Annotated in this window: 26 protein-coding genes and 2 pseudogenes; 20 read left to right on the top strand and 8 right to left on the bottom strand. The window is 52.4% G+C overall.

The genetic code is table 11. The annotated features are described in order from the left end of the window. The first annotated feature begins 149 nt into the window (after positions 1–149). Complete coding sequence (locus GN111_RS14855) at positions 150–839, top strand: hypothetical protein (RefSeq protein WP_155304497.1); 690 nt, start codon at positions 150–152, stop codon at positions 837–839. 68 nt (positions 840–907) lie between these two features. Here GN111_RS14855 and GN111_RS14850 read toward each other — a convergent pair whose 3' ends face one another. Then, positions 908–2,302, bottom strand: coding sequence for a sigma-54-dependent transcriptional regulator (locus tag GN111_RS14850; protein ID WP_155304496.1), 1,395 nt, complete (start codon positions 2,300–2,302; stop codon positions 908–910). 134 nt (positions 2,303–2,436) lie between these two features. Then, positions 2,437–2,703 (bottom strand): hypothetical protein, encoded by a 267-nt coding sequence (locus tag GN111_RS14845; RefSeq protein WP_155304495.1) that lies wholly within the window; start codon positions 2,701–2,703, stop codon positions 2,437–2,439. A gap of 577 nt (positions 2,704–3,280) precedes the next feature. Here GN111_RS14845 and GN111_RS14840 point away from each other — a divergent pair. The 15 genes and pseudogenes from GN111_RS14840 to GN111_RS14770 all read left to right on the top strand — a co-directional run. After that, a complete protein-coding gene (locus GN111_RS14840) occupies positions 3,281–3,559 on the top strand; it encodes a hypothetical protein (protein ID WP_155304494.1) in 279 nt (92 codons plus the stop codon). 136 nt (positions 3,560–3,695) lie between these two features. Continuing rightward, complete coding sequence (locus GN111_RS14835; protein WP_155304493.1) at positions 3,696–4,145, top strand: Hsp20/alpha crystallin family protein; 450 nt, start codon at positions 3,696–3,698, stop codon at positions 4,143–4,145. Positions 4,146–4,307: 162 nt separating this feature from the next. Further along, positions 4,308–4,784 carry a universal stress protein gene (locus GN111_RS14830; RefSeq protein ID WP_170302307.1) on the top strand — a complete coding sequence of 159 codons (477 nt, stop codon included), beginning with the start codon at positions 4,308–4,310 and terminating at the stop codon, positions 4,782–4,784. A 53-nt stretch (positions 4,785–4,837) separates the two neighbouring features. Beyond that, positions 4,838–5,152: an isoamylase early set domain-containing protein gene (locus GN111_RS14825; protein WP_155304491.1), complete on the top strand. Its 315-nt coding sequence runs from the start codon at positions 4,838–4,840 to the stop codon at positions 5,150–5,152. Positions 5,153–5,200: 48 nt separating this feature from the next. Further along, positions 5,201–5,644, top strand: coding sequence for a hypothetical protein (locus tag GN111_RS14820; RefSeq protein WP_155304490.1), 444 nt, complete (start codon positions 5,201–5,203; stop codon positions 5,642–5,644). A gap of 59 nt (positions 5,645–5,703) precedes the next feature. Next, positions 5,704–6,666, top strand: a complete 963-nt coding sequence (locus tag GN111_RS14815; protein ID WP_155304489.1) for a DnaJ C-terminal domain-containing protein — start codon at positions 5,704–5,706, stop codon at positions 6,664–6,666. 11 nt (positions 6,667–6,677) lie between these two features. Next, positions 6,678–7,067 carry a chaperone modulator CbpM gene (locus tag GN111_RS14810; RefSeq protein WP_155304488.1) on the top strand — a complete coding sequence of 130 codons (390 nt, stop codon included), beginning with the start codon at positions 6,678–6,680 and terminating at the stop codon, positions 7,065–7,067. Next, positions 7,052–8,707, top strand: a complete 1,656-nt coding sequence (locus tag GN111_RS14805; protein WP_155304487.1) for a L,D-transpeptidase family protein — start codon at positions 7,052–7,054, stop codon at positions 8,705–8,707. The genes GN111_RS14810 and GN111_RS14805 overlap by 16 nt, the downstream gene beginning before the upstream one ends. Positions 8,708–8,732: 25 nt before the next feature. Continuing rightward, entirely contained in the window at positions 8,733–9,011 is a 279-nt protein-coding gene (locus GN111_RS14800; RefSeq protein WP_170302306.1) for a DUF4405 domain-containing protein, read from the top strand. 42 nt (positions 9,012–9,053) lie between these two features. Further along, positions 9,054–10,133, top strand: coding sequence for a DUF21 domain-containing protein (locus tag GN111_RS14795; protein ID WP_155304485.1), 1,080 nt, complete (start codon positions 9,054–9,056; stop codon positions 10,131–10,133). Between the two features lie 14 nt (positions 10,134–10,147). Continuing rightward, on the top strand, positions 10,148–11,119 hold the full coding sequence (locus GN111_RS14790; RefSeq protein WP_155304484.1) for a calcium/sodium antiporter: 972 nt from the start codon (positions 10,148–10,150) through the stop codon (positions 11,117–11,119). Positions 11,120–11,130: 11 nt separating this feature from the next. Next, positions 11,131–11,271, top strand: coding sequence for a hypothetical protein (locus GN111_RS14785; RefSeq protein WP_155304483.1), 141 nt, complete (start codon positions 11,131–11,133; stop codon positions 11,269–11,271). Between the two features lie 90 nt (positions 11,272–11,361). Next, positions 11,362–12,672, top strand: coding sequence for a magnesium transporter (mgtE, locus tag GN111_RS14780; protein WP_155304482.1), 1,311 nt, complete (start codon positions 11,362–11,364; stop codon positions 12,670–12,672). Between the two features lie 36 nt (positions 12,673–12,708). Continuing rightward, positions 12,709–13,263, top strand: a complete 555-nt coding sequence (locus GN111_RS14775; protein WP_170302305.1) for a protein-tyrosine phosphatase family protein — start codon at positions 12,709–12,711, stop codon at positions 13,261–13,263. Between the two features lie 354 nt (positions 13,264–13,617). Continuing rightward, positions 13,618–13,941 (top strand): annotated as a pseudogene (locus tag GN111_RS14770) (peroxiredoxin family protein); the annotation flags it as partial. Between the two features lie 285 nt (positions 13,942–14,226). Here GN111_RS14770 and GN111_RS14765 read toward each other — a convergent pair. Next, positions 14,227–15,162, bottom strand: coding sequence for a homocysteine S-methyltransferase family protein (locus tag GN111_RS14765; RefSeq protein ID WP_155304479.1), 936 nt, complete (start codon positions 15,160–15,162; stop codon positions 14,227–14,229). Between the two features lie 375 nt (positions 15,163–15,537). Here GN111_RS14765 and GN111_RS14760 point away from each other — a divergent pair, with 375 nt between their 5' ends. The 4 genes from GN111_RS14760 (at position 15,538) to GN111_RS14745 (ending at position 19,701) form a co-directional block, all read left to right on the top strand. Next, positions 15,538–18,570, top strand: a complete 3,033-nt coding sequence (locus GN111_RS14760; RefSeq protein ID WP_170302304.1) for a cache domain-containing protein — start codon at positions 15,538–15,540, stop codon at positions 18,568–18,570. Between the two features lie 130 nt (positions 18,571–18,700). After that, complete coding sequence (locus GN111_RS14755) at positions 18,701–19,189, top strand: hypothetical protein (protein WP_155304477.1); 489 nt, start codon at positions 18,701–18,703, stop codon at positions 19,187–19,189. After that, positions 19,129–19,437, top strand: a complete 309-nt coding sequence (locus GN111_RS14750) for a hypothetical protein (protein ID WP_155304476.1) — start codon at positions 19,129–19,131, stop codon at positions 19,435–19,437. Before GN111_RS14755 ends, GN111_RS14750 begins: the two co-directional genes overlap by 61 nt. A gap of 114 nt (positions 19,438–19,551) precedes the next feature. Further along, complete coding sequence (locus GN111_RS14745; RefSeq protein ID WP_155304475.1) at positions 19,552–19,701, top strand: hypothetical protein; 150 nt, start codon at positions 19,552–19,554, stop codon at positions 19,699–19,701. A gap of 56 nt (positions 19,702–19,757) precedes the next feature. Here the strand turns inward: GN111_RS14745 and asd are convergent, their stop codons facing one another. The 5 genes and pseudogenes from asd to GN111_RS34440 form a co-directional block, all read right to left on the bottom strand. Continuing rightward, positions 19,758–20,840 carry an aspartate-semialdehyde dehydrogenase gene (asd, locus tag GN111_RS14740; RefSeq protein ID WP_155304474.1) on the bottom strand — a complete coding sequence of 361 codons (1,083 nt, stop codon included), beginning with the start codon at positions 20,838–20,840 and terminating at the stop codon, positions 19,758–19,760. 1,108 nt (positions 20,841–21,948) lie between these two features. After that, positions 21,949–23,751, bottom strand: a complete 1,803-nt coding sequence (locus GN111_RS14735; protein ID WP_155304473.1) for an acyl-CoA dehydrogenase family protein — start codon at positions 23,749–23,751, stop codon at positions 21,949–21,951. A 100-nt stretch (positions 23,752–23,851) separates the two neighbouring features. Continuing rightward, positions 23,852–24,727: a 3-hydroxyacyl-CoA dehydrogenase family protein gene (locus GN111_RS14730; RefSeq protein ID WP_231715752.1), complete on the bottom strand. Its 876-nt coding sequence runs from the start codon at positions 24,725–24,727 to the stop codon at positions 23,852–23,854. Positions 24,728–24,741: 14 nt separating this feature from the next. Next, entirely contained in the window at positions 24,742–25,800 is a 1,059-nt protein-coding gene (locus GN111_RS14725) for a thiolase family protein (protein ID WP_231715751.1), read from the bottom strand. Between the two features lie 31 nt (positions 25,801–25,831). Further along, a pseudogene (locus tag GN111_RS34440) lies at positions 25,832–25,897 on the bottom strand (hypothetical protein); the annotation flags it as partial. Positions 25,898–26,219: the final 322 nt, after the last annotated feature.

Below are 26,219 nucleotides of genomic sequence, written 5' to 3'. Positions count from 1 at the left end.
TCGGAATTTTCGATGCGGTGGAATGCTTTTTGAGAAGGTCTAACATATTGTTATTGGCTGATCAATTGTGATAGATTTTAAAAATCAAACGGCTGAGCCGCGGGAACGATGAGCGACGTGTCAGACCATCTTTAACCGGAGTGCTGCCCATGAAAAAAATAAATCCATGTTTCGCCGCCTTGCTGGTGGCAATGATCGCGTGCCTGCTGTTTTTCGGAAAAAGCCATGCGCAATCCGAATCGGAGCAAATTGCCGCCGCTGATCTTACAAACGCAAGGATTGCGCTGATGCCGTTTCTCCAGGGCCAGTTGGAGTCGGCCGATCAAACCATCGCCAAACCGCTGAGCAAAACTTTATCCGAACTGGAAGTGGATTACCGTGGATTGCCCGAGGGATCGGACCGGATCATTTACCGCGTTGCCGGAAAGGAATTGAAATTGCGGTTTCAGGACAACATGATCCCGGCAGACCTTGCGGTGGAGGCCTATGCCAAAATTGAAAAGGACCCGACCCTGGATACGCCCCGCAAGCGGGCTGTCGGATTCGGAAAGATGCTTCAGGCGGATATCGTCGTGGTCGGCACGGTATGGCGGTTCCGGGAGAAGGGTGCTCTCGAGGATGTGCCGGACAGTCCGGCATCGGTGGGTTTCGCCCTGTACCTGGTCGATGTCGAAACGGGCCTGCGATTGTGGCGCGGCACCTTCGACGGCACCCAGAAAGCGTTGACCGAGGATGTCCTTGGCGGGATCAAGCAATTGGGAATGGGGCTGCATTGGCTCACCGCCGAAGAACTCGCCCGGTACGGGGTTAAATCGTTGTTGCGTAAGCTGCCTTCCTAAAGAGATCATACGCGATAAACAGGGAGAAAGCAGCCCTGAATCATTCAACAAACGGAGTACGGCTCCTTTTACTTTTTGTACATTTTCTTGTCCAGACCGTGCTTGCTCGCCAGCCTGCTGAACTGCCGGCTCGTGATATGCGCCTCCTTGGCGGAGGAGCCGATTTTTCCACTGTGTTTTTTTAACAGCTTTTCCAGGTAGGTTTGCTCGAATGCATCGATAGCGATTTGACGAGCTTCCGACAGGGGGAGTTCTTCGGATCGATCCACGGCCTGCTGGATTTCGGATCCAACGATCAGCGTTTCGGGAAAGCTCTCGGGACGCAGGACATTTCCCGTTTCCAGAATGTAGGCTCTCTCCAGGATATTTTCCAGTTCCCGAAGGTTTCCGGGCCAGTCGTAGGCTTTCAGGGCGTCGATGAGGCCGGGATGCAATCCATTGATATTCTTCCCGTATTTATTGTTGAGACGATTCAGGAAGACATCGGCCAAATGGGGCAGGTCCTCCAGACGCTCCGATAGCTGCGGCAACTGAATCGGAAAAATATTCAGGCGGTAAAACAGATCCTTCCGGAAAGCACCGGTGGCTGCCATCTGTTCCAAATCGGCGTTGGTGGCTGCAATGATGCGGGCATTGGTCTGCAATGTTTCCTCATTGCCCAGCCGGTTGAAGGTCCCATCCTGGAGAACTTGCAACAGTTTGATTTGGGCGGCAAGGGAGATGGTGCCGATTTCGTCCAGAAAAAGGGTACCGTTGCGAGCCATTTCGAACTTGCCGATTTTTCTGCGGTCCGCCCCGGTAAATGCCCCCTTTTCGTGGCCGAACAGTTCACTTTCGATCAGGGTGTCGGGAATGGCGCCGCAATGAACCGCGATAAAAGCGCCTTCGGATCGATGGCTGTGTCGGTGGATGAGTCTGGCCATCAGGCCTTTTCCGGTGCCCGTCTGCCCCAGGAGCAGGACCGTGGCGATGGTTGGCGCAACGCTCTGGATTTTTTTGAGGATTTTTCGCATGGCCGGATTGTTGGTGTAAATGATATCCAGCCAGTCCGATTTCCAGAATTTGTCCCTGAGGTATTCCAGCTCGAAATGCTTGGTCCGCTCCTGTTGGAGGTTATCTACCACCAATTTGATCTCGGATTCATCGAAGGGGTAGGTTAAAAAATCGTCAGCTCCCTGCCTGACGGCATTGACGGCTTGCCTGGTATGTTTTTGCGGAGCCAGGGCGACGAATTGTACCCAGGGATTTTGCAGCCTGAATTTTTGTATTGTTTGCTGGAACGCGTCAACCGCGGTGGTTTGCATCGATATTAGATCGATAAAGATCAGGTCGAATTGCGTATCAAGGACTTCCGGGGAGGCGTGAAGCCCCGCTGAATGCTGAACGGTATTATTTCTGCCGAGGTTGCTTTCTATCAGCTCGGTGACTTCCGGATCGGCGCAAATGATCAGAACGTCGTTCATCGTTAGCAGTTGGTGGTGCTTATTTTGGTTCGGGATTGGTGCGGGAATAAAATTTTAAACGTAAAAGCATCTGATCAAATACACTATTACCAAATTATTCGATCAATGAAAAGAGGGCTTTAAAGCTGGGGAAATTAGACAACGGCAAGTACCGTTTCTTTGTCATCCAGTCGGAATCGGTGAACATAAATCACATTTCGCTGGTTCTCCGAAACCACTGTTCCCTGGGCAATGATTCTCTCCTTGACCAGGTTGAGCAATCTGGGCCCCATCAGTTCGTCGGCAACGCGGTAGCGTTTTTCATCGTACCCTGCAATATCCACCGCCGAAACCTTCCCGTTTGTCTCCCAGTCGGCAGCGACCACGATTCCTTTTAAAGTGACCAACGGACCCGTGTCCATATTTTCACCAAATGATTTAAGATAAATCCGCCCAATTCAATTCTGCCAATGCAACAAATAAGCCCAATTCATTCAATCCTCCAATTTTCGATCAGATAGGCGATGTTCCACCGGTAATAGAAAAACCCATAAAGGTGAATCGCTTATCCATTCGTTGGTTATCATGAGGGGAGGGAAGGGCCGTTTCGACACGGTTGCGACTATCCGATATTCGCGACGACGATTTGTGCAAGGCGTGTGTTCGTTTCATACCAGGACATTGGATGTCCTCCGTCGTGATCGATGGGAAACGAAATGTCCGATTTTCTCAAACTGAACATTTCGGCCATTTGATTGCGGGAGTACGCATACGGTTCGTATGCAGTAAACGAACCGGATTTTTTTGCCGCCTGTCTGCTATCGTAAGTTGTCGTTATTTTTCTCTAGTAATCGATGACGGCATTCAGGCAAACCCATAGTTGGTATGTGGGTTGCTATACCAAGGGAAACGTCTCTGTGCCTGATAGGCGAATGGCAATATCGGCCCCTCAAGCTAAAGAAAACCGGCCAGTCACCCTTAAAAAAGGATGGATGAAAAATGAATCGGTCGCTTACCGTTGCCGGCGTGGTTTTGATACTTTTGGCGGCGCTCAGCCTGTCATCATGCAACAGCACATCGTTTTCCAAAGAGGTATCGACAAATTTGAACGGGGGACAGACGAACCATGCCCGGTCTGCGGGTACGGTTGAAGACAAGTCGACCCCAATGAAAATAATGCCCCCTTTGGGGTGTGTTTTGATCGACGACAAGGGCCGGATTACCGGGGTGCTGTTCATGGGGGCCAACGGCGATCTGGTTGAAAGCAACACCCGTTAGTTTGTTGAAAAGGCAGACAAAGCGTCGGGCACATGCCTATCTTAGAGCAGCGTTTGAAAGTGTTTTGGATGACACAATGGGGTGTCTGGAGGACACTATTGGTCACCATAACAAACAATAAAGGGAGGAAGGAAAAATGTTTGATCTGATGCCTTGGCGTAAAGGTTCGGGAAGTGACCTGATGGGATTCAAAAGCGAGATGGACAACCTCTTCAACCGGTTTTTCGATCTCGACTTTCCTTTGCTCAAAGCCGGAGAGTGGGCGCCGCGCATGGATGTGACGGACGGCGAAAAACAGATCACGGTCCAGGCTGAAATCCCGGGATGTGAAGCCGGCGACATCGATATTTCTCTCGAGGGTCGCAGATTGACCATAAAAGGCGAGAAAAAGCACGAAAAAGAAGAAAAAGACGAGAATTATCTCCGCAGGGAGCGGGCACGGGGTTTCTTCTCCAGAACCATCGAGCTTCCGGCCGAGGTGGACCAGGATGCCGTGGAGGCCACCTACAAGAAGGGCGTCCTGACGGTATCCCTCAACAAAATGGTTCCGTCGGAAAGCAAGAAGATAGAAATAAAAACCACTTAAAATGGTTATGGCTTCGAATCGGTCGTAAAGCAACGAACAGTTTCCGAAACATAAGCCATTGAAATACCGGGCGACAGTCAAGGTCGCACGGTTTTTCTGCGGATACGATAAAAAAATAGGATGAGCAAAAAGCAGGTTGTTATCGAGACTGCGGAGGAGAAAATGAAAACCAATTCCAAAATTATGGTGGCTTGCGACCTGTCGGCCCATTCAAAAGAGGCGATTCGATGTGGCGCCGCCCTGGCCATGGACCTGAATACCGAATTGCTGATTGTTAACGTTATCAACCAGCGGGATGTAACTGCCATGGAACACGCCATCGAAAAAATAAAAGCGGAGATCAGCAACTTCCCGGTCACCATTGGCGAATACCTGGAAGGGTTGAAAAAACAACGTAAAGACGACATCGACAAATTGTTGGCCGAACTGGATTGTCCGAAGCCGCCGCACGCGATCCGGATTGCGGTCGGGGTTCCTTTCAAACGCTTAATCGATGTGGCCAAGGATGAAGGCCCCCGATTTGTCGTTATCGGAACCAAGGGGCGCAGCAACCTGGCTGACGTGATTCTCGGCGCCACCGCGGAAAAGATGTTCCGGCACTGCCCCTTCCCATTGGTGAGTGTCAGGTTGCAGGAATAATACGCAAATGCCAAGCTCAAAACAGGATTCGGTAGACAAAAGGAGGGTTGAACATGACTATTCGAAAACAGTTTTTAAAAAGCAAGCCCGTATGCAAGGTAACATTCAAGGTTCCAAAAAGCTTGGGAGAGAAAGCCGATCTTGCCCATGTCGTGGGTGATTTTAACAGTTGGTCAACTTCGGCAACTCCCATGAAAAAGTTGAAGACCGGTGAATTCAGCGCTACCTTGGAACTTGAAACCAACCAATCCTATCAGTTTAGATACTTGTTGGGCGATGCTGAATGGGGAAACGATCCGGACGCCGATGATCAAACCCCGACGCCATACGGAGACAGCTATAATTCTGTCATTTGTCTATGGCATTGATATTTTGTGCATTTGGATGACAGCAAGAGGAATCCGAAGGAGGAGGCAATGTCGATCTATATCGGTATTTGGATTGACCGCCGCAATGCGCATATCGTCAGCCTGTCCAAGAGAAACCCACCCGAAGATGGATATGAACAGGCCGTCGAAACCATTGCGTCGGAGGTTGAACCGCGCCTGAGGCTTTCAGGCGGTTCAGGGGTCAGAGGAACACCATGGGGACCTCAGGATGTTTCCGTCGACAGTAAAAGTGCGGCCCGCAGAAAGAAACAACTTGAAGAATATTTCGACTCGGTCATGGATACGATTAAAGGCGCGGATCGGATTTTCATTATGGGGCCGGGCGAAACCAAGAACCAGTTGAAAAATGCGATCAATAGGACAAAGGCCCTCTCGGGAAGAGTCATGATGGTGGAAACAGCCGATAAAATGACAGCCAGGCAGATCGCTGCGCGGGTTCGAGATTTTTATGAGATTGAAGACATGGGTTGAACCTTCGAACATGCTGAATGCTGATAAGAGGTAAGCTGCCATAGACGGGAAAAACGTGGATGGAGTACAAAGACTACTACAGCGTCCTGGGAATCGGTTCCAACGCCAGTCAGGATGAAATTAAGAAGGCCTATCGCAAGCTGGCAAGAAAATTTCATCCGGATCATAACCCTGGTGATACGGCTGCGGAGAATAAGTTCAAGGAACTCAACGAAGCTCAAGAGGTTCTTTCCGATCCGGAGAAGCGAAAGAAATACGATCAATTCCGAACGCAATGGCTAAACTACCGCAATAAAGGTGGAAAACCTGAAAGCTATAACTGGGAGCAATGGCGGTCCAGTCCGCAGAGTACCTACAGCTACCGCACGGTGACTCCCGAAGAGTTCGAAGAATTGTTCGGAAGCGCAGGAGGATATTCGGATTTTTTTGAGACGCTTTTCGGTGGAGCCGGCCAAAGAAGGGCGGCCAGTGGTGCGGGTGACGAAGGCGCTCATCTTCATGGCCGTTCCAGAAACGGCCATGACCGCGAATACCAACTGCCCATATCCTTATACGAAGCGTTTTCCGGCGCCACGCGCTCTTTTCAGTGGGAGGACGGCCGTACCATCAAAGCGAAAATCCCCCGTGGCGTTCAAACGGGATCACGGGTGCGATTGAAAGGCCAGGGAGAGCCAGGCGACCATGGGGGCGTGCCGGGTGATCTCTTCCTGATCATCGAGGTGCTGCCCGACTCTCGGTTTCATCGTAAGGGAGACGACCTTGAGGCGAGTATACCCGTGGATCTTTTTACGCTGCTCCTTGGGGGGAGTGTGACAGTGGCTGGTATCGACTGCTCCGTGCGCCTGGATATCCCGGCGGAAACCCCTAATGGGCGGGTCTTCAGGTTGAAGGGGCTTGGGATGCCGGTTTTGAAGAATCCCGAAAAACGCGGTAATTTATATGTCACCGTGGACGCCGAACTTCCCAAAGACCTGATTGCGGAAGAGAAAGATCTCATTCAACATTGGAAAAAACTGCGTTAGGGAGGTTACCATTGACTGAAAGCATGATCGATATTCAACTGGACTCCCGCCAGAGTTTCTATACCGTCTCGATGACCGCCATGGCGGCTCGTGTTTCGACCTCATTTGTCAACGAGTGCGAAAGAGAAAACCTGATTCAAGCAAAAGTTCTGGAAGGCAGAAAAGGTTACGATCATTCGATGGTCCGCAGACTAATCCGGATCAGACACTTCCATGAGGATTTGGGATTCGACCTTCAAGCGATCGACTTCATCCTGTGCTTGCGCACACGCCTGATAGACTTGCAGAAGCGGCTCGATGAGATGGAAACGCGGATGCGTGTAAGGGAGATGGGGCTGCTGGACGAAATTCAAACTCTAAAGAAACGCCTTGAACAAGATTCCAGATGGCAAAACCGGTAAGAGACTTCCTGGTTCTTAAACGCGAGTTCATCGTGTGCTGTGTTTGGGTGCTTTCCTTTATCCTTTCGCCGGCTTCAATATCGATGGCGGCGGATGGGAAGGCACCGGTATCCACGATATTGAAGGAACTGCTGGGCACAACCGTCCCGCTAACAATTCTCCCGGAGGAGGAGCCGCTCCATGCCAGAACTGCGCTTCAAAAATTTTATGTCAACCGCGGTTATTCTCCGGCCTGGTCGGATCATTCCGGTCAGACCCCGTTATCGGAGCTTGTAAGCTTCATCTGGCGGATCGACGAACATGGGTTGTCGCCAGATGACTACCATCTGTCCGCTCTGGAAAGCGCCAACGCCGGCGACGACCCGGTGGCGGTCGAACTGCTTGCCACCGATGCCTTTCTAACCATGGCGGCCCATCTTGTCGGCGGGCGCTTGAATCCGGTAACGATCGAAACCGACTGGACCGCCATGCGTCGCGAACGCGACTTGGTGAAGCATCTGGAAGATGCGGTTTCCAGCCGAACGATTGCCGCCAGCTTGTCGGACCTCGAACCCAATGCCCCGGGTTACGGTGTCCTCAAGCATGCCTTGGCAATGTATCGCAAGTCCTCCAGAGACGGAGGCTGGAGCCCCATACCAGAGGACGCTGCACTAAAACCAGGCCATGAAGGTCCCGGAGTTGTCAAATTGCGCGAGCGACTCCGGGCCACGGGGCTTCTTGATGTTTCAGCATCGGTTTCGGACCGGTTCGACGCCGAACTCCAGGCCGCCGTTGCCATGTTTCAGCGTCGGGTCGGGTTGGAGGCCGATGGTGTGGTGGGGCCGAAGACGCTTCGAGAGTTGAATAAAAGTCCGGCCGAACGTGTCGATCAGATCCGCGCCAACCTGGAACGGTGGCGTTGGCTGCCGGAGGATCTCGGAGATCGGCACATTCGCGTAAACATTGCCGACTTTCGCCTCGAGGCGCGAAGAAACGGACGGATAGAGCGCGTCCACGATGTGATTGTCGGCCAACCCTATCGCATGACGCCGGTTTTCTCAGGGGAGATTTCCTATGTCGTGCTGAATCCCTGGTGGGATGTCCCCGACAGCATCGCCCGTCTGGACAAACTGCCGGAATTTCGCAAAGACCCGAAAGCGGTGACCCGTCTAGGAATCGAAGTGCTGGATCGATCCGAAAAAGTCATCGATCCAAAAAATATCGACTGGGGCAGATACACCACCTGGAATTTTCCTTTCCGCCTCCGGCAGCGGCCCGGCCCACACAACGCCCTGGGGATGGTCAAGATCATGTTCCCCAACAGGCACAACGTCTACCTGCACGATACACCGTCGCGGGATTTGTTCGCGCGCACCGAACGGGCCTTTTCTTCAGGATGCGTGCGGGTTTCGGATGCGATTGGATTGGCGGAATGGGTGCTTGACGAAACGCCGGGCTGGACGCGGTCGGAAATCGATCACACCATCTCGGAAAAACGCGAGAAGCGGATCAATTTGAGAAAAAACATTCCGGTTTACATCCTTTATTTTACCGCGGTTTCCGAGCCCGACGGCTCCTTGCGTCTGATCAACGACATTTACGGCCGCGACGCGAGACTCGTTGCAGCGTTGAATGGTTCGACGTCAACGGCTAAACGATGATGACGGAAACAGGAGGTATGTGCTCATGACAGCACCAAGAAGCATGAAACTTTGGATCGTGAACGTGGTTTCGTTCGTTATTCTGTTCCTGCTGGCGATTACCGGCCTGATCAACTGGCTGGTGCTGCCCCACGGCGGTGGGCGGAAATCATGGGTGACGGAGACCCGCCATTTTATCATGGATGTCCATGCCTGGCTGGCGGTGGCATTTCTGCTGGCCGTCGGCATCCACATCTGGCTGCATTGGTCCTATATCAAAGCCAACCTGACGCGGTACGGATGGTTCAACGCCAAAGGAAGATAGGCCATAACTTGTTTGATTGGACGTTTTGTCGCTAAAGGGAATATGGTATCATATCAATGGTTAAACTGGATAGGCATTGTCTTTTGCCTGTCGCAATCCGCAATTTTTTCCGGTATGAATTTGGCGGCATTCAGTATCAGCCGATTGCGCTTGGAAGTGCAGGCCGCTTCCGGTGACCCGCTGGCGAAGAAGGCGCTCGTCCTGCGGCAGGATGCCAACTTTTTATTGACAACGATCCTATGGGGAAACGTTGGAATCAATGTGCTGTTGACACTGCTTTCCGATTCGGTCATGGCTGGTGTATTGGCTTTTTGCTTTTCCACCATACTGATCACCCTGGTCGGTGAAATTATCCCTCAGGCATATTTTTCCCGACATGCTTTGCAAATGGCTTCCCTGTTGGCGCCCGTATTGAGGTTGTATCAGATCCTGCTGTATCCAGTGGCCAAACCAACTGCGAAAATTCTCGATAACTGGCTTGGCCCGGAGGGAATCCACTATCTCCGCGAACGCGATTTGCGTGAAATGATCAAGATGCATATGGCATCGGACGAGGCCGAAGTCGACCATATGGAAGGTTCCGGCGCATTGAATTTTTTGGCGATCGACGACCTGGCCGTCAGCCACGAGGGCGAAACCGTCGATCCGGAAAGTGTGATCCCGCTCGATACCGATCAGAAAAACAGGCTGGTCTTTCCGCATTTCGAAAATTCATGCAGCGATCCATTTCTCAGGCAGGTGGAACGATCGAGGAAAAAATGGATCATTTTGACGGATCGTCTTGGCGAACCTCAGATGGTTATGAATTCGGACAGCTTTTTACGCCATGCCCTGTTTCATCAGGAGATCAACCCATTTGCGCATTGCCACCGCCCGGTGATCGTTCGCGACCCCCTGACCTCCCTTGGCGAAGTGATCGGTCGGTTGAAAGTCGATCCGCAAAAACCGGAGGACGATGTCATCGACCACGACATCATCTTGCTCTGGGGAGATGAACGACGCGTTATTACGGGTGCCGATATTTTGGGGCGTTTGATGCGGGGCATTATCGTCCCGGTCCAATCCGCGAAAACGCACGAGGCCTTGGCCGAAGATCCGCAACCCCGGCAGAAGAACAAATAGAAAGAGTGGCATTCATGCCGGTAAATGTGTTGCCTTACCTGATGATCCTTATCGGATTCGGACTTCTGATCAAGGGAGCCGATTTGCTGGTCGAGGGCGCTTCCGCATTGGCCCGCCGGTTCCATGTATCCGACATGGTTATCGGCCTGACGGTGGTGGCTTTCGGAACATCCACACCTGAGCTTGCCGTCAACCTACTGGCTGCCGTCAAGAATACCCCGGACATTGCCATCGGCAATGTCGTAGGCAGTAATATCGCTAATATTTTCCTTATCCTCGGAATTTCGAGCCTGATCCGGCCGCTTCGCGTCACGTCGGAAACCGTCTGGCGCGAGATTCCCATGTGCCTGCTGGCCGCCTTCGTTCTGTCGCTGTTGGCCAATGATCGCTTCATCGACGGAGGTGGCATCGATATCCTCTCCCGTATCGATGGATGGGTGCTGTTGTGCTTTTTCATCATTTTCATCTACTATACACTGGCCGGCGCAATGCATATAAAGGGTATCGATGCATTTGTGCCCCAATCGGCAGCGAATCTTCGGCGGTCCCTGTTTTTTATCGGCTTGGGATTCACAGGCCTGATCGGGGGTGGACACATGATCGTCAATGGTGCAGTGACGATCTCACGCCAGTTGGGAGTTGGTGAAAAGTTAATCGGTTTGACCGTCGTGGCCTTGGGTACGTCGCTGCCCGAACTGGCGACATCCACCATCGCTGCGCGTAAAAACAACGCAGACATCGCCGTCGGCAACGTGGTCGGGTCCAACATCTTCAACACCTTATTTATTCTGGGGCTCAGCGCCTTGTTTCAGCCTTTGCCCTTTCGGACCGACGGCAATCTCGATATCGCGGCAATGTTGGCGGCGACGCTCCTGCTCTTCGCCTTTATGCATACCGGACAACGCCATGTACTGGACAGATGGGAAGGAATTCTGTTTGTCACCCTGTACGTCTGTTATACGGTGATGCTTATCGTTCAGGCCTGATAGGGTAGACCATGAAAAAGAATATCGGTTTCATTTCGAAACGTTTTGCCGGAACGGATGGCGTCACTTCAGAGGCCAGCAAATGGGCCCAGGTGCTGCTGGCCATGGTACACAACTGCTACTGGTTTGCCGGCCAACTGGACATTGATTAACCGCTATCCCATTTTCGTTCGCGATATCGAACCCCAAGGGGTTCGACCTGATTGCCATGAACGGCTTCCTGAACAATAGGAGAAGATCGTATGCCCGATCGCAATCTTTATCTGCCGCTGGTTATCAAGTTTGTAGAACAGGATCTGGCGGGTGCGGCTCGTGTCCTCGAGGGGATGAAGGTTCCGGACGCAGCCGATGTGCTCGAGTCCCTGCCTGGTCCGATGGCTGTGCGGGTAATCAAGACCCTGCAGATCGGATTTGCCGCTGAATTGTTGAACCAGACGGCCGATGGATTCCTTCAACACATCACCTCCCAACTCGACCCGCAGTTTCTGGCCTCCATCCTGATGCATTTGCCCAAAGAATCCCGCGAGCGCATTCGGGTGCATATCTCGGGAAAAACCGAAGATGAAATACGGGATCTGCTGGAATATCCGCAGGGCAGTATCGGCCGCATCATGACATCGGATTTCATGTCTTTCGGCAAGGAGACCCTGGCGCACGACGCCATCGGCAAGATCCGTTCATTGGCGAAAAAACGGATGCCTTCATCCTATGCCTACGTGGTCGACGATGAGCAACACCTCGTCGGCGTTTTGAACATGCGCGATTTGATGCTCGCCTCCCCCCAGCAGTCGCTGGAATCGATCTGTCTGAAAGATATCTTCACCTTGCACTGTTTTACCGATGTCCAGGAGGCTGCCAATGCATTGGCCAAAAGACGCTACTTTGCGGCCCCCGTGGTCGACAGTGAGAATCACATCCTGGGAATCATCAAGGCGGAAAGGTTGATCAAGGGGGTGCAGGAGGGCACCACCCAGGACATCCAGCGAATGTTCGGCGTCAGCGCGGATGAGAGGCCGTTTTCCACCATCGGTTTTTCGTTGAAGAAACGCCTGTTCTGGCTGAATATAAATCTGGTGACCGCTTTTATGGCTGCGGGTGTAGTGGCTCTGTTCGAAGGTATCATTGCAAAGATTACCATCCTGGCGGTCTTTTTGCCGGTCGTTGCCGGGCAGGGCGGCAACGCCGGTGCGCAATCTCTTGCCGTCGTCATGCGGGGCATCGTGATGCGGGAAATCCCCGCCGGCAAGCGCTTGAAGCTGATCTTCAAAGAGGGGCGATTGGGCGCCATCAACGGTACGATCATCGGCGCGGTGACCGCTGCAGCGGCCTGGCTATGGATGGGCAGCCCCTTTTTGGGACTGGTAACCGGGCTGGGCATGTTGGTGAATCTTTTCTTTGCAGGGCTATCGGGTGCCACCATACCGCTGTTTATGAAGCAGGTTGGTTTGGATCCAGCGCAAAGCGCCAATATCATTTTGACTACGGTAACCGATATCATCGGATTCTTTGCTTTTCTCGGATTTGCCGTAATTTTCCAACAGTACCTGGTGTAGCAGTACGAATCGAATATCAGGAAAGAAGACTTGTCAGTGGAAACGTCCAGAGAAAACACGTACCCTCTAAAGTGGGTTACTAAGCAGGTTGCCGTCGGTTACGCGCCGCATTCGCTGGCTGATATCGAAGCGATCAAATCATCCGGCATCGAAGCTGTCCTCAATTTGTGCGCTGAGTGTTACGATCTTCACGAGATCGAGAACGCTCACGGACTGGATGTACATTGGCTGCCCATAACCGACGAAGACGCCCCTCAACTCGAGGACGCCCAGAAGGCGATCGACTGGTTGAATTCAAAAATCGGCGCCAACAAGAAGGTTTTGATCCATTGCCGTTTCGGGATTGGACGCACCGGCACCGTGGTAATGGCATGGCTGCTTGGGCAGGGATACTCTGCAGACCAGGCTGAGGCCTTGCTCGATCATACACCTTCCGAGCCTAAGAGTCGAAGGCAGTGGGATTTTTTGGACGCTTACAGCAAGTCAATCGGGGCTAATGCAATTGAGCGGCCGGCTGATCTTGAAACGCGTCGTTCCCGATTGGGGAAATTTTTTCGAAAATATATCTTGATGAACGAATGGCATATGTAGCGGCCAAGCAAATACGGACGCCGGATTCAGCGGCAACCGCCGATCAAAACTTCAGGAGATCAGCCAATCCATGGCCAGAATTGAGATAAATACCCCTGCACCCGAGTTTGCTTTAGCGGATTTTAATGGAAACAGTGTTTCTCTCTCAGATTTTGACAGTCTCGTAAAAAGTCCCAGGCTCGTCATGCCGGGCTTGATCCGGCATCCATAAAGCATTGAAATGACTGGATTCCGGCATACGCCGGAATGACGCCGACTTGGAGCTTCCGACTTTTTACGAAACCATCAGATTTTGCCGGTCGGAAAAATGTACTTGTGGTTTTCAATCGTGGATTTATCTGACCCTTTTGCCGCAGGCATATGGCGCAGTTGCGTCAGGTTTACCGTCGTTTTCTAAAGCTGGATACACAAATCGTTGTTATCGGACCCGAAGGTGCCGAATCTTTTCGGGAGTATTGGAGAAAAGAAGATCTGCCATTTATCGGGCTGACCGACCCGAAACATGAAATTTTAAAGTTGTATGGTCAGGAGGTTAAGTTGTTTAAATTGGGCAGAATGCCGGCCCAAATGCTCATCGATAAATCCGGGATGCTTCGGTATGTGCATTACGGACATTCCATGGCGGATCTTCTTTTGAACAAAGACATCATCAATCTGATAAAACAGTTCAATTCATAAAAACAGCCGCAACCGGACATGGGTCCTCCCCAACGAATCCGGTGATGGTAACTTTTTCGATCTTTCCTTTTATACGGGATGGGCTGAGTAGAGAATGCAGGTTCCCGACGCTGCGGTCCGAGACTACCGCTTGAACCACTGGGCTGCGGTTCTTTCACAAAGCATTTCATGCGCCATGGGAAGCATTTCCAGGATATAAACTGCACGTCGGCGGTTGGGCCGCATATCTGCCGCTTTTCAATTGAAAAGCCGCCACTTACTTGTCCATGTAAGCGTAAATCGTCATCAATTGCCTCCCCCGGATATGAGATTGAAAATTTTTTTAATATGGGCGGGCCGGGTGCCGCAGCATCCGCCAACCACGGCAGCACCGTCCCGAATCCACTGGCCGGCGTATTGGGCGTAGGCTTCCGGATCAAGATCGCTTCTCAAGGAGAGCAGCCCGTCGGTTTCCTGGTTCCCGTCAAGCTGCCAGTCTTCAGGGATCGGATGGAAGGTATTGGCATATCCACCAATGATTCGATCTGCAGCGCTTTCGACCAGCAGAGGGATGGCCTTTGTGATACTTGCAGGGGCGGAACAGTTGACAAGACAGCCGGTGACCCCGAGCCCATCAAGGGCATGGACCGCCTCTTTGATGGTTTCTCCGCTTCGCAACCGTCCGGAATGATCCTCGTGCAGGGTCCAGGAAACCCACACGGGCTTTCCCGCCTCCTGCGCCCCTGCAGCCGCTGCCCTGCCCTCGGCGGCACTGGACATGGTCTCACACAAATAAAAATCCACAAAAGGGGCCAGAAGCCTCGCCTGTTCCCGATAGAAGGGGATAAGCTTTGATGCGGGCCCAACCCGGTCCGGCCTGAAACTGCCCCGCAGCGGCGGCAGGGAGCCTGCCACCAACACGGGCCGGTCCGCAATGGCGCAGGCCTGTCTGGCCAGGCGTCCGGCAATGGCGTTGAGATCCTCATACCGGTCTTCCAGGCCGGCCTTTGCAAGATCTTCCCGGATCAATCCGTAGGTGTTGGTCGTGATGATGTCCGCACCGGCCCGGATGTAGTCTTCATGAACCGTCCGGACCATATCCGGCGCCTCTGTCAGGGCACCGGCCGACCAGATCTGCCTGGACAGTCGTACCCCGCGGAACTGCAATTCACGCCCCATCCCCCCGTCCAGCAGGATCGGCCGGGTGGGGATCTCCTTGAGCATTGTATCGTGGCTGGCCATGGGACACCTCGTTTAAATCCTTGAGTCAATCGTCAGGTAAAAATAGTTTCTTTCCTGCCCAGTAACAAGATAATGCCGATTGAATCAAAAGAAAAATCAGAAAAGCCGATCCTGCCGATATTTTCCTGAAAGAATTTTTCGCGCAACAAAGATGTCGGTTAAATTGGCCATTTCCGGATGGTCACCATTTAAGATGGCGTTTCTCCTAAGCCTGAATTAGGCGATTGTCTGAAATCATGAAACCTCGTCTATTTTTCGAAAAAAGAGAAACGCCTTCTTTAGGCTAAAGTTAAGCAGGAACAAGCCGATGCAAATTTAGACGTTGATGTGGCGCAGAACAGAATTGTTGAATCGGAACAGGAATCAGGCAGGACGTTGAAACAGCCAAACAGAACATTTCGCGCCCGTATTTTCAGATCCATCCTCTGGGCTTATTTGCCGGTCGTCCTGCTGTTATCGATTGCCGTCGAGCTGTTTTATGTTCCATCGTTGACTTCTCATGCCAAGCTTGACCTCACCAACTCAACCCACGCGCTGACCAATGCAATTCAAGCCAGCGCATCCGTTGCGATACGCAATCATCTTAAAGCCATTGCTGAAAGAAATCGTGAAATTGTTCGACAACATCTCTCTTATGTCGATCAAGGGATGCTTACAAAAGAGGAAGCGCTCAAACGAACGAGATCGATTCTGCTCAGTCAACGAATTGGCAGTTCCGGTTATATATACTGCCTTAATTCAAAAGGACGGATGGTTGTTCATCCTAACCCAAAAGTGCAGGGCAGCAACTTTTCCAGCGTTGACTTTTTTCAGAAACAACTGGCCCGTAAAGAGGGGTACCTTGAATATGACTGGCAAAATCCCGGGGAGCCGGAACCCCGCCCAAAAGCCCTCTATATGGTTTATCTGAAAGAGCTTGAATGGATCATCTCAGTCTCGAGTTATCGATCGGAATTCAGTGAATTGCTCAACCCTGGAGACCTACGGGATATGGTTTTGTCCCTGCAGTTTGGAAAAAGCGGGTATGCTTACGTCTTAGAAAAAGACGGAGGTGTGCTGATCCATCCCAAACTGTCGGAATTTAACATTCTACAGCATGGAACAGAAAATTCCGATTTGTGTCGGGAAATACTCTCCGGCGGTCCCGGTATCGTAGAGTATGAGTGGCGCAACCCGGATGAGAACGTGAAGCGGCGTAAAATCGCGATCTATGAGTCCATACCCAACTATAACTGGGTGGTAGCGTCTTCAGCTTATTTGGACGAGATTATGAGGCCGGCTAAATTGGCCCGGATCGTGACGCATGGTTCGGCGCTCCTGCTTCTGCTGACAGGAGGACTGGCAAGTTTTTACTTAAGCGGACGATTGACACGACCGGTGATTAAGATGCTGCGTCAATTGGATATGAACTCCACAAACGCAGACTATGTTCGCCTCCCTATCCCGGCCGATGATGAGCTGGGCCAATTGGCGCGGGAATTCAACGCATTTCTGGATATGACGGAGAGGCAGAACAACGAGATCAAAAGTGAACGGGAACGATACAGGAGTCTGTACGAAGCAAGTCCGGATGCGATTCTTTTGATGATGGGCGTGTCAATTATCGATTGTAACGAATCTACGCTGAGTCTGTTGAGAACAAATCGATTGTCCATTATAGGGAAAAATTTTCTCGACTATTCTCCACCGGAGCAAAAGGATGGTGAACCCTCTGCCTTACTTGGCGAAAAGCTCGTTAAAAACGCCTTGATAAAAGAATTGCAGACCTTCGAGTGGAAGACGCAAACCAGTGATGGACGCCTCTTCGATTCTGAAGTCCGGCTTAAGCGGCTGGGTGATGAAGAGGGAAAACCGCTGCTGCTCGCCTTTGTTCGGGATATTACCGAGCGAAAAAAGTCTGAACATGCATTACGGGAAAGTGAGCTTAAATACCGTCAGCTTGTCGAGACGGCCAATGATTCCATCTTTATTGCCCAGGGGCAAAAAGTTATTTTTGCCAATGCCCGATCCTCTGAAATCTCAGGATACGAAATCAATGAGATTTTAGGGAGACCCTTCCAGGCGTTCATTCATCCGGACGATTTACAGACAGTACTTGATCGGTTTGCCCGCCGTACTGGCGGTGAGCGTGAATTGCCGTCAACCTATTCGTTTCGACTGATCACAAAACAAAACACTGAAAAAATCGTTCAAATCAGCGTAGCGATAATCGAATGGAACGGCAAACCGGCTACATTGAATTGCATGCGTGATATTACCGAGCAAAAACGGATGGAGGATGCACTTCAACAGGCCCAGAAAATGAAGTCCATGGGAACCCTTGCCGGAGGCATCGCCCATGATTTTAACAACCTGCTGATGGGTATTCAGGGGCGTGCCTCACTGATGGCCATGGACTTGCCTCCTTCCCACAGCCTTTTAGAGCATGTCCAGGCCATCGATGAATATATTCGAAGCGCATCGGGGCTTACCAGACAACTGCTTGGCGCCGCCCGAGGCGGCAAATACGAGCCCAAACCCATCGATGTGAATGAAGTGGTCAATGCAAGTTCGGCCATGTTCAGCCGGACCAGGAAAGAAATTCAAGTCGAAAAGCAACCGTCACCGGATCCCATCGTTGTTGAGGCAGACCGGCAGCAGATTGAGCAGGTATTGCTCAACATGTATGTCAATGCCTGGCAGGCCATGCCTGAGGGCGGTACGATCTTGCTGGAGACCGATGTCACAACATTAGACGTGAACTTATGTAAGCTTCACAATGCGATGCCCGGCCGGTATGCAACCATTTCGGTTAAGGATAATGGCATGGGCATCGATGGAAACGACATCAAGCATGTGTTCGATCCCTTTTTCACGACCAAGGAAAAAAGCCGCGGTACGGGTTTGGGGCTGGCATCGGCCTACGGAATCGTCAAAAATCATGACGGCTTCATAACGGTAAACAGTGAAGTCGGCATCGGGACCACCTTCACCGTCCATTTGCCTGTATCAGATAAAAAAGTCTATCACGAGCATCCCACTGTCCAGGAGATGCGGAAGGGAACGGAAACGATCCTGCTGGTGGATGATGAAACCATGGTCATCGATGTGACTACCGAATTATTGAAGAGTATGGGCTATACGGTGATTGCTGCAAACGGAGGCGAACAGGCAATCTTCGAGCTATCGGAAACGGGCGATTCCATCGATCTGGTAATTCTTGACATGATTATGCCGGGTATGGATGGAAGCGCAGCTTTCGATCGCATCAGAGACGTCCGACCGAATATTCCAGTCATTCTGTCCAGCGGATATGCCCGCGACGGGAAAGCGGAAGAGATTATGAAGCGCGGCTGCAACGGCTTTATCCAAAAACCTTACACGATTTCCAAATTGTCGGACAAGATTCGAAAAGTTTTGGATGGGTGAAAGACTCGGCAGAGTTTCGGTTAAAGCCTAAAAACCCCAAAAATTAATAATTAAGCTGTGATCCCGATGCCCCATTTTTACCCCATTTTGATGACGAAGCCACTGTTACGGATGATGAGAGGGGGAGTAGATGTCTGTGCGCGCGTTATACATTGTCTTCGTGTTCTGTTGCCTGATCCAAATCTGTGGCTCACCCCGGGCCCTGGCGGGGGATGACGGCGGTCCGGACTTCTACGTGGACGGAGGCGTGTCGCGATACATCCTGGCGCTTCCGGACTATAGGCCCATTCAGGCGTTCAATTATCCTGGGGGACCGCCCTGCACACTTGTGACGCGACTGGCGGTGAATGACGATCCCGCAACAGGGATCATGGGCCGTCTGACCCTGGGGATCCGCACGGCGTCCCCGATCTTTTTTGAGTTGACGGGCCGGACCTTCAAAACAAACGACAGAATCAACAAAGCCTATACCACCGCTGAAGAAGGGAGCGACTACATTGGCTTTTTCCCGGTGGACGGCTTGCGTTCGGCTAATGGCGCACATCGGGAACCGCCTTTGTGTGTTTGCATACCCGTTTTTCCGAATCCGGTGGTCGTTTTCTGGTCGGCTATGCTTTGAAGCTTGGTTATGGCCTCACCCTGAGCCCCTTTTTGGGTGGTGAGATCATGGACATCGATCAGTCGTACGATATGGACTATTATACTACCACCGATGCGGACATCAGGGAGTTCCATGATCGCGTGGATACGAGGTACCGGGGAGGACTGATCGGGGCCAGGCTGCAGATCCCTCTGGGCGAATGCCTGGCCACCATTGCCGGCAGCGTGGGCAGATACGAGGTTCGTACCGACTATAAAGGCATTTAGGCCGAGGAGCCAATTTATTCAGGGGAGTTTTCTCTGAGCGATAAGACCAGAACCACCGGTCTGGAGTTCAGCGCCGCACTGGCCCGGGATTGGGGGCCCTGGTCCTTCGGCGTCATGGGCAAGATACGCCAACTCACCTTTGTGCCGCAGATAGTGCCCAGCGGCAGGGACACCACCCTGGCACCCGATGGCAACCTTCCATACCTTTCGGGGTACAGGTCCGAGGCCTATTCTTTCGAGCTCAACGTGCGCTATACCTTCTGAGTTCCGGACATAGGGATAGGGAGAAACATAGGCTATGGTCACATCTTACGAAAAATTCAAAGGTAATTGCCAGCCTGCAGCAATTCGGCTGTCAAAATAGCTCCGCCGGCAGCACCACGGACGGTGTTGTGGTGCAGTCCGATGAAGCGTACGTCAAATACGTTGCATTTTCTCAATCTGCCTACGGTAACAGTCATCGATTTATCGAGGTCCCGGTCTTTTCGAGGTTGGGGGCGGTCGGGTTCCGTTTTGACGATAATGGGTCTTTTCGGGGCCGACGGCAACGCCAATTCTTGAGGGAGCCCTGAAAATCGACGCCAGATGGTTCCGATCTCATCGAGATCCGGTTTGGCCTCCTTGAATTCCAGGCTGACACAGGCGGTATGGCCATCCGTTACCGGAACGCGCGTGCAGTGGGCGGAAATGTCTATACCGGAGGCATTGACGATGGCGTTCCCATCGACGCGTCCAAGGATTTTGAGAGGTTCGATCTCGGACTTCTCTTCCTCGCCGCCGATATAAGGGACGATGTTATCCACCAGGTCAATTGCGGCAGGTCCCGGGTAGCCCGCGCCGGACAGGGCCTGAAGGGTGGTCAGGATAATCCGGTTGACAGGAAAACCGGCCTTGATGAGGGCGTATATCGGGGCCATGTAACTTTGAACGCTGCAATTGGATTTTACGGCAATCAGTCCTTTGTCCCAACCTCGGCTTTTTCGCTGGGCAGGAATGATTTCAAGATGATGGGGATTGATTTCCGGGATGACCATGGGAACATCAGGGGTATGGCGATGGGCCGAGTTGTTGGAGACCACGGCCAGGCCCTGGTTCGCATATTCCATTTCCAGGGCCGCGACGGCGTCTTTTTTCATATTGACGGCTGAAAAAATCAAACGGCATTGATTTCTGGCCTGATCAGCCCGGTTGGCATCACCGACGATCAAGTGGGACACGCCCTCGGGAATCGGGCTGGCCATCAGCCACCTGCCGGCCACGGCATCCCGGTATGGTTGATTGGCCGATCCGGGAGAGGCCGCCACACAGGTTACCTCGAACCACGGGTGTGCGTCCAAAAGCCGAATGTAATTTTGTCCGACCATGCCCGTAGCGCCGATCACGCCGACTGGGATTTTTTGCATTGTCTTCTCCTTTTCAGTTGATGGAACCCTCGTATAAATAAAAAAGCCCGAATGCGTTTGTCGCATCCGGGCTTGGTGAGTCAGTGGTGTTTGTATTTATTGGGTTATAAACATTCCCCGGCAAAATGACCGCACCAAGCCCTGAGACGCTTGGTCCTGGTGGTAGTGGTCATGATGGTGAAGCGTTGTTTCATACGGATTATTTTTTTCTTGTTTTAAGGCTTTTTACGAATTACATAGCGCGAATGCGCCGGTCATGTCAAGACTCGATGAGGGTGTAACTTTCAGCCTTGATTTTTTTTATTCGATCCAGAAAACCTGGTCTTCTGGGCCAAGTCAGAGATAATTGGCTCCGCCGTATTAGTCGTGTAGGAATTCAGGAGTCAGAATCCAGAATTCAGAATAAGGTTTTCGCCTTCGGCGCATTCGATTTTTTCCAAAAGACGGAGCGAAGCGACATCAAAATCCTTCTGGCTTCTGAATTTTGTCTTCTGACGCCTATTGTTTCTCGTGATTGCATTCAACCCCACTTCAAGGGGGAACCCAAAGCCGGGTCCTACAGGCCCGAATATTTACTAGGTTTTGCCGGCAGATTGATGAGGAGAGCAACAAGGGGAGGGGAAAAGAGAATGTCTTGTTCGGATATGCGAGTTTATAAAGAGATGTGGATATGATGGTGTTGTTTTTAAGAGCTCTATCAGCAGTGGCTCGAATATAGCTCTTTTCGACGATAAAAAAGTGCAGGGTGAGGAATGTGCTCAATTTAGAGTTGAAAAACTACATTATGAGCAGCAGATGATTTGATATAAACAAAAGCTAACTGGTTTGTTTATTTTTAACGGGGCGTTGGGGTCGAAATGAAATCGGGTCGGACCAAGCAGAATGCCAATATATCGATGGGTTAGGTCAAAATCAGGCCCGTTTTTCTGTCTTAAATCGATGTTTTCGGGTTCAAAAAGAGCGTTTTAAGGAAACTATCCGGTACAGGTTCGAAAACCGGGAATATGGACGGCGATTGAAGGAATTTTCTCCTTCAATCGCCGTTTTCTTTCCTTGTGGGCAGCAGGCGGCCCATTATGGTCTGACTTCTCGATACGTTGACAGGCTGTTAATCATTGAAAAAGGATGATTCCATTCGTACGGTCAGGGGGTCGGTGTCCAGCAAACGGCTCCTCAGTCCCTTGGTTTTGGGAAGCTCGTAGGCAAAGAAGTACCGAAATGTAAACATTTTGCCAGTTAAAAAGCTGCGCCTGATACGGCTGGCTTTTTCCAATTGGGATTGGGCCACGATGGCCTGCTTGAGCCACTGCCATGCAATCACGATGATTCCGAAGTACTCAAGATACAGGGTTGCATCCGCCAGGAAGACCTCAGGACCACTGGTGGCGGCCTGCTCGATTTTGTGCCGGGTAACGTTCTGAAGCTCGATCAATGAGGCTTCCAGCTGATCTGCACTGGCAGCCAGCTCGGGCGACCTGCGCGCGTGTGCTATCGTGCTGCCAACCTCCTTGTTGAACAGATTAAAGGATTCGCCGCCGTGCATCGTGACCTTGCGCCCCAGCAAGTCCATGCCTTGGATGCCGGTTGTCCCCTCATGGATAGGATGGATGCGCACATCGCGGTAGTATTGCTCCACGGGGAAATCCTTGCAGTATCCGTATCCGCCCAGGCACTGGATGGCCTGACTGGTGGTCAGGATTCCCATCTCCGAAGGATAGGATTTTGCCACCGGGGTGAGCAGGTCGAGCAGGAGGGCATGCTTCGTTTTATCTTCGCCATCCTGGAGGTGCGCCAGGTCCGCATACATGCTGCACTGTAAAAGCAGGGACAGGGAACCCTCGACCACGGATCGCTGGAACAGGAGCATACGTTTGACATCCGCATGTTCGATGATGGGCACCTGGGGATCTGCGAGGTTTTTTTGCCCTATTTTTCTTCCCTGGGTTCGGCCCCTGGTATATTCCAGGGCCGCATAGTAAGCGGCGGAGGCAATGGCGGCAGCCCCCATACCGACACCGAGCCTTGCTTCGTTCATCATCTGGAACATGTAGGCCAGGCCTTTGTGAGGCTCCCCCAGCAGGAAGCCATGGCAGTCGCCGTTTTCACCGATGCTCAGTTGCGTGATGGGATTTCCACGGTAACCGAGCTTGTGAAAGACCTGAGAAACCACGATATCGTTCCCAACCAGGGCGCCTGCAGGATCGATGCGTTTCTTGGGCACCACGAACAACGAGATGCCCTTGACCCCTGCCGGGGCCCCATCGATTTTGGCCAGCATGAGATGAACCACGTTGTCCACCCCGTCGTGGTCCCCTCCGGAGATAAAGATTTTCTGGCCTTTTATCCGGTAGCTTCCATCGCCGGCCGGACTGGCACTGGCGGTGATATCTGCCAGAGAACTGCCGGCTTCGGGTTCCGTAAGGGCCATGGTGCCCTGCCATTTGCCGGACAGCATGTTGGGGACATAGGCTGCCACCATATCTTCGCTGCCGAAGGAGATGATCAGGTGGGCCGCACCTGCGGTGAGTTCCGGGAAGGTACTGGCGCTGTAGTTCGCGGCAGCGAAAATATACCTGGTGGCCATGGCCACGGCCAGGGGCAGCTGCTCCCCGCCGTATTGTTCCGGAAACGATGCCCCGATCCAGCCCCCTTCACCGTACTCTTTCATCAGGTTGCGAACCGCCGAATGCACCCGGACCGAGCCGTCCAACAGCTCCGGAATGTTTTCATCCATCTCTTCGAGAATGGGATAGAGCTTTGTTTTCGCGAGATCCAGGGCCGCCCCCATCACCATGTCGAACATCTTCCGGTTCTGGTGGCGGTAGGCGTCGTATTCGGTCAGGGCAGATATCTCATGGACATCGTGCAGGAGAAACTTGAGGTTGGTTTCACTGAGGAATTTTGTCTCCATTTCTCTTACCTTCCTTTGAACTGTGCTTTTCGTTTTTCCTTGTTAAACACGATAAAGTGAGAAGCCATGCTGCGTGTTTCCTTTGTTGATGGGTCAGGTGTCATTTGTCGCTGTAATCATACCAGCCCCTGCCGGTCTTTTTACCATAGCAGCCTTTGACATATCGTTCCACAAGGCTTGGCGACGGCAGATCGGCAACGTTGCCCGTCTCCCGGAAAGTTTCCAAGTCCATGATATACTGCAAATCGATACCGGTGAGGTCATTCAGGGTAAACGGCCCCATGGGGTGCCCGGCACCATACACGCAGGCCTTGTCGATGTCTTCGATGGAAGCAACGTCCATGTCAAGAAGCCAGAAGGCTTCCTTGAACATGCTGAGCAGGATGCGGTTCAGCAAAAAACCTTTGACTTCCTTTTTCACATGCACGGAGATTTTTTTAAGGCGCTCGCATAATTCCATGCTGACCTGAACGGTCTCCTCGGACACATGCGGGCCTTGCACCACTTCCACAAGCTTCATCACCAACGCAGGATTGAAAAAGTGCAGGTTGATGACCTTGTCCGGCCGCCCTGTGGCATCGGCGATTTTGGAACTGACGATGGCCGAGGAGTTTGTCGCCAGAATGGCGTGGGGCGGAGCGATCCTGTCCAGGTCTGCGAAAATTTTTCGCTTGAGGTCAAGCACCTCCAGAACGGCTTCGATGATGTAATCCGCGTCTTTGGCGGCATCTTCCATGGACGGCATAAAACGAATTCGTGACCGGGCGGCCGCTGCCTGTTGTGTTGTCAGCTTCCCCTTTTCGACGCGTCCGGACAGGTATTTATCCACGAATGCGTCGGCTTTTGCCAGGACTTTTTTGCTGACATCCGTGCAGAAGGTGTTGAATCCCATGATGGCGCAGTGCAGCGAAATCTGGTGGCCCATGTTGCCGGCCCCGACGACACAGATGTTTTTGATATCATCAATTCTCATCATCAATTCTCCTTCATTTATCTTTTGAGGTTTTCAATCAAGGTCACCACGCCCAGCCCACCGCCGCAGCAGGAGCTGAAAAAGCCGTAGCGTCCACCCTGCCGGATCAGTTCCCGCATGGCAAACATGCCCACCCGGGCTCCCGATGCGCTGTTGGTGTGGCCGTAGGCGATGGCCCCGCCGTTGGGGTTCCACTTGTCCATATCCACCTTGCAACCGGTCTGCTTTTCCACCTCCTTGATCACGGCCAGGTTCTGGACCGCGAATGCTTCGTTGCACTCCATGACATCCATGTCGTCGAGCGTCAGGCCGGCGCGTCTGAGGGCATCGACAATGGCGTAGGCCGGGCCGATACCCATGATTTTGGGGTCTACACCGCAATCGGCTCCGCAGACCCAACGCGCCATGGGTTCGTAGCCGAGTTCCTCGGCTTTCTCGGCGGCCATCATCAGCACAAAGGCGCTGCCGTCGTTGAGGCCAGATGCGTTGCCGGCCGTCACCGTACCGCCGTCCTTGAACACAGGCTTCAGCTTGGCGAGTCCTGCCAGGGTGGTGTCGGGCCGGAGATGTTCGTCTCTGTCGAAAACGACCTCCGGTGTCTTTCGGGTGCCGGGGATGGTGACGGGGATGATTTCCCCGTTGAAAAACCCCTTGCCCCAGGCCGTCTTGGCGCGCATCTGGCTGTTGAAGGCGAACGCGTCCGACGCCTCGCGGGGAATGTTGTACCTCTCCTGAAGGTTTTCGGCGGTCAGCCCCATGCCGATCTGCTCAGCCGTCACCGGCGAAAGGGTCTGAATAATGGCCGCGGGCGGGATCTGGCGGTAGGGTGCCTGAGACATGGGAAATTTGGCGAACATCTGGCTGTAAGATTCGGATCCGCCGGCGACGATGACATCGGCCTGGCCCGCCAGAATCTTCCAGGCGGCATGGTTGATACTGTCGATGGCCGAACCGCACTGCATTTCGATGTAAGACGCGGATGTCGCATAACCCACGCCGGCGTCCAGTGCAGCACACCTGGCTGGATTCAGGGGCGTGGGAACAATGAGCGGCGCTGCCCATGAAAAAACAGTCAACCCTGGCCTTTTCGAGGATTCCGGTTTTATCGAGAAGTCCCTTCAGACCGATACTTGCCAGTTTGGAATTGAAAATATCCTTCAGCGTTCCACCCATACGCCCGAAGGGGGTTCTCACTGCATCGATAAAAACCACTTCTCGTGCCATGGCATCCGACTCCTATGTGGTTGGTGAGTATTGTTGATGCTTTCGCAAAAAGTCGGAAATCGCAAGTTGTCGTCATTCCGGCATATGCCGGAATCCAGTCATTTCAATGCCTTCTGGATGCCGGATCAAGTCCGGCATGACGAGTCCGGGACTTTTTGCGAGACTCTCATTGTTGCTTTCATCAAGAAGTTTAAAACGATGCATGCCATGCCTTTGCAGCGATCGCGCGGTTCTTTTTAACGGATAACCAATTCGGCACGCTTATGTCCCA

The organism is Desulfosarcina widdelii (assembly GCF_009688965.1).
Classification (GTDB): Bacteria; Desulfobacterota; Desulfobacteria; order Desulfobacterales; family Desulfosarcinaceae; genus Desulfosarcina; species Desulfosarcina widdelii.
The sequence above is the reverse complement of the archived record's forward strand: the minus strand, read 5'-3'. Positions and strand labels throughout refer to the sequence as shown.

Coding starts and splice junctions, on each gene's coding strand:
- GN111_RS14855 (WP_155304497.1), top strand. CDS start 150: ATGAAAAAAATAAATCCATGTTTCGCCGCCTTGCTGGTGGCAATGATC.
- GN111_RS14850 (WP_155304496.1), bottom strand. CDS start 2,302: ATGAACGACGTTCTGATCATTTGCGCCGATCCGGAAGTCACCGAGCTG.
- GN111_RS14845 (WP_155304495.1), bottom strand. CDS start 2,703: ATGGACACGGGTCCGTTGGTCACTTTAAAAGGAATCGTGGTCGCTGCC.
- GN111_RS14840 (WP_155304494.1), top strand. CDS start 3,281: ATGAATCGGTCGCTTACCGTTGCCGGCGTGGTTTTGATACTTTTGGCG.
- GN111_RS14835 (WP_155304493.1), top strand. CDS start 3,696: ATGTTTGATCTGATGCCTTGGCGTAAAGGTTCGGGAAGTGACCTGATG.
- GN111_RS14830 (WP_170302307.1), top strand. CDS start 4,308: ATGAAAACCAATTCCAAAATTATGGTGGCTTGCGACCTGTCGGCCCAT.
- GN111_RS14825 (WP_155304491.1), top strand. CDS start 4,838: ATGACTATTCGAAAACAGTTTTTAAAAAGCAAGCCCGTATGCAAGGTA.
- GN111_RS14820 (WP_155304490.1), top strand. CDS start 5,201: ATGTCGATCTATATCGGTATTTGGATTGACCGCCGCAATGCGCATATC.
- GN111_RS14815 (WP_155304489.1), top strand. CDS start 5,704: ATGGAGTACAAAGACTACTACAGCGTCCTGGGAATCGGTTCCAACGCC.
- GN111_RS14805 (WP_155304487.1), top strand. CDS start 7,052: ATGGCAAAACCGGTAAGAGACTTCCTGGTTCTTAAACGCGAGTTCATC.
- GN111_RS14800 (WP_170302306.1), top strand. CDS start 8,733: ATGACAGCACCAAGAAGCATGAAACTTTGGATCGTGAACGTGGTTTCG.
- GN111_RS14795 (WP_155304485.1), top strand. CDS start 9,054: ATGGTATCATATCAATGGTTAAACTGGATAGGCATTGTCTTTTGCCTG.
- GN111_RS14790 (WP_155304484.1), top strand. CDS start 10,148: ATGCCGGTAAATGTGTTGCCTTACCTGATGATCCTTATCGGATTCGGA.
- GN111_RS14785 (WP_155304483.1), top strand. CDS start 11,131: ATGAAAAAGAATATCGGTTTCATTTCGAAACGTTTTGCCGGAACGGAT.
- mgtE (WP_155304482.1), top strand. CDS start 11,362: ATGCCCGATCGCAATCTTTATCTGCCGCTGGTTATCAAGTTTGTAGAA.
- GN111_RS14765 (WP_155304479.1), bottom strand. CDS start 15,162: ATGGCCAGCCACGATACAATGCTCAAGGAGATCCCCACCCGGCCGATC.
- GN111_RS14755 (WP_155304477.1), top strand. CDS start 18,701: ATGTCTGTGCGCGCGTTATACATTGTCTTCGTGTTCTGTTGCCTGATC.
- GN111_RS14745 (WP_155304475.1), top strand. CDS start 19,552: ATGGGCAAGATACGCCAACTCACCTTTGTGCCGCAGATAGTGCCCAGC.
- asd (WP_155304474.1), bottom strand. CDS start 20,840: ATGCAAAAAATCCCAGTCGGCGTGATCGGCGCTACGGGCATGGTCGGA.
- GN111_RS14735 (WP_155304473.1), bottom strand. CDS start 23,751: ATGGAGACAAAATTCCTCAGTGAAACCAACCTCAAGTTTCTCCTGCAC.
- GN111_RS14730 (WP_231715752.1), bottom strand. CDS start 24,727: ATGATGAGAATTGATGATATCAAAAACATCTGTGTCGTCGGGGCCGGC.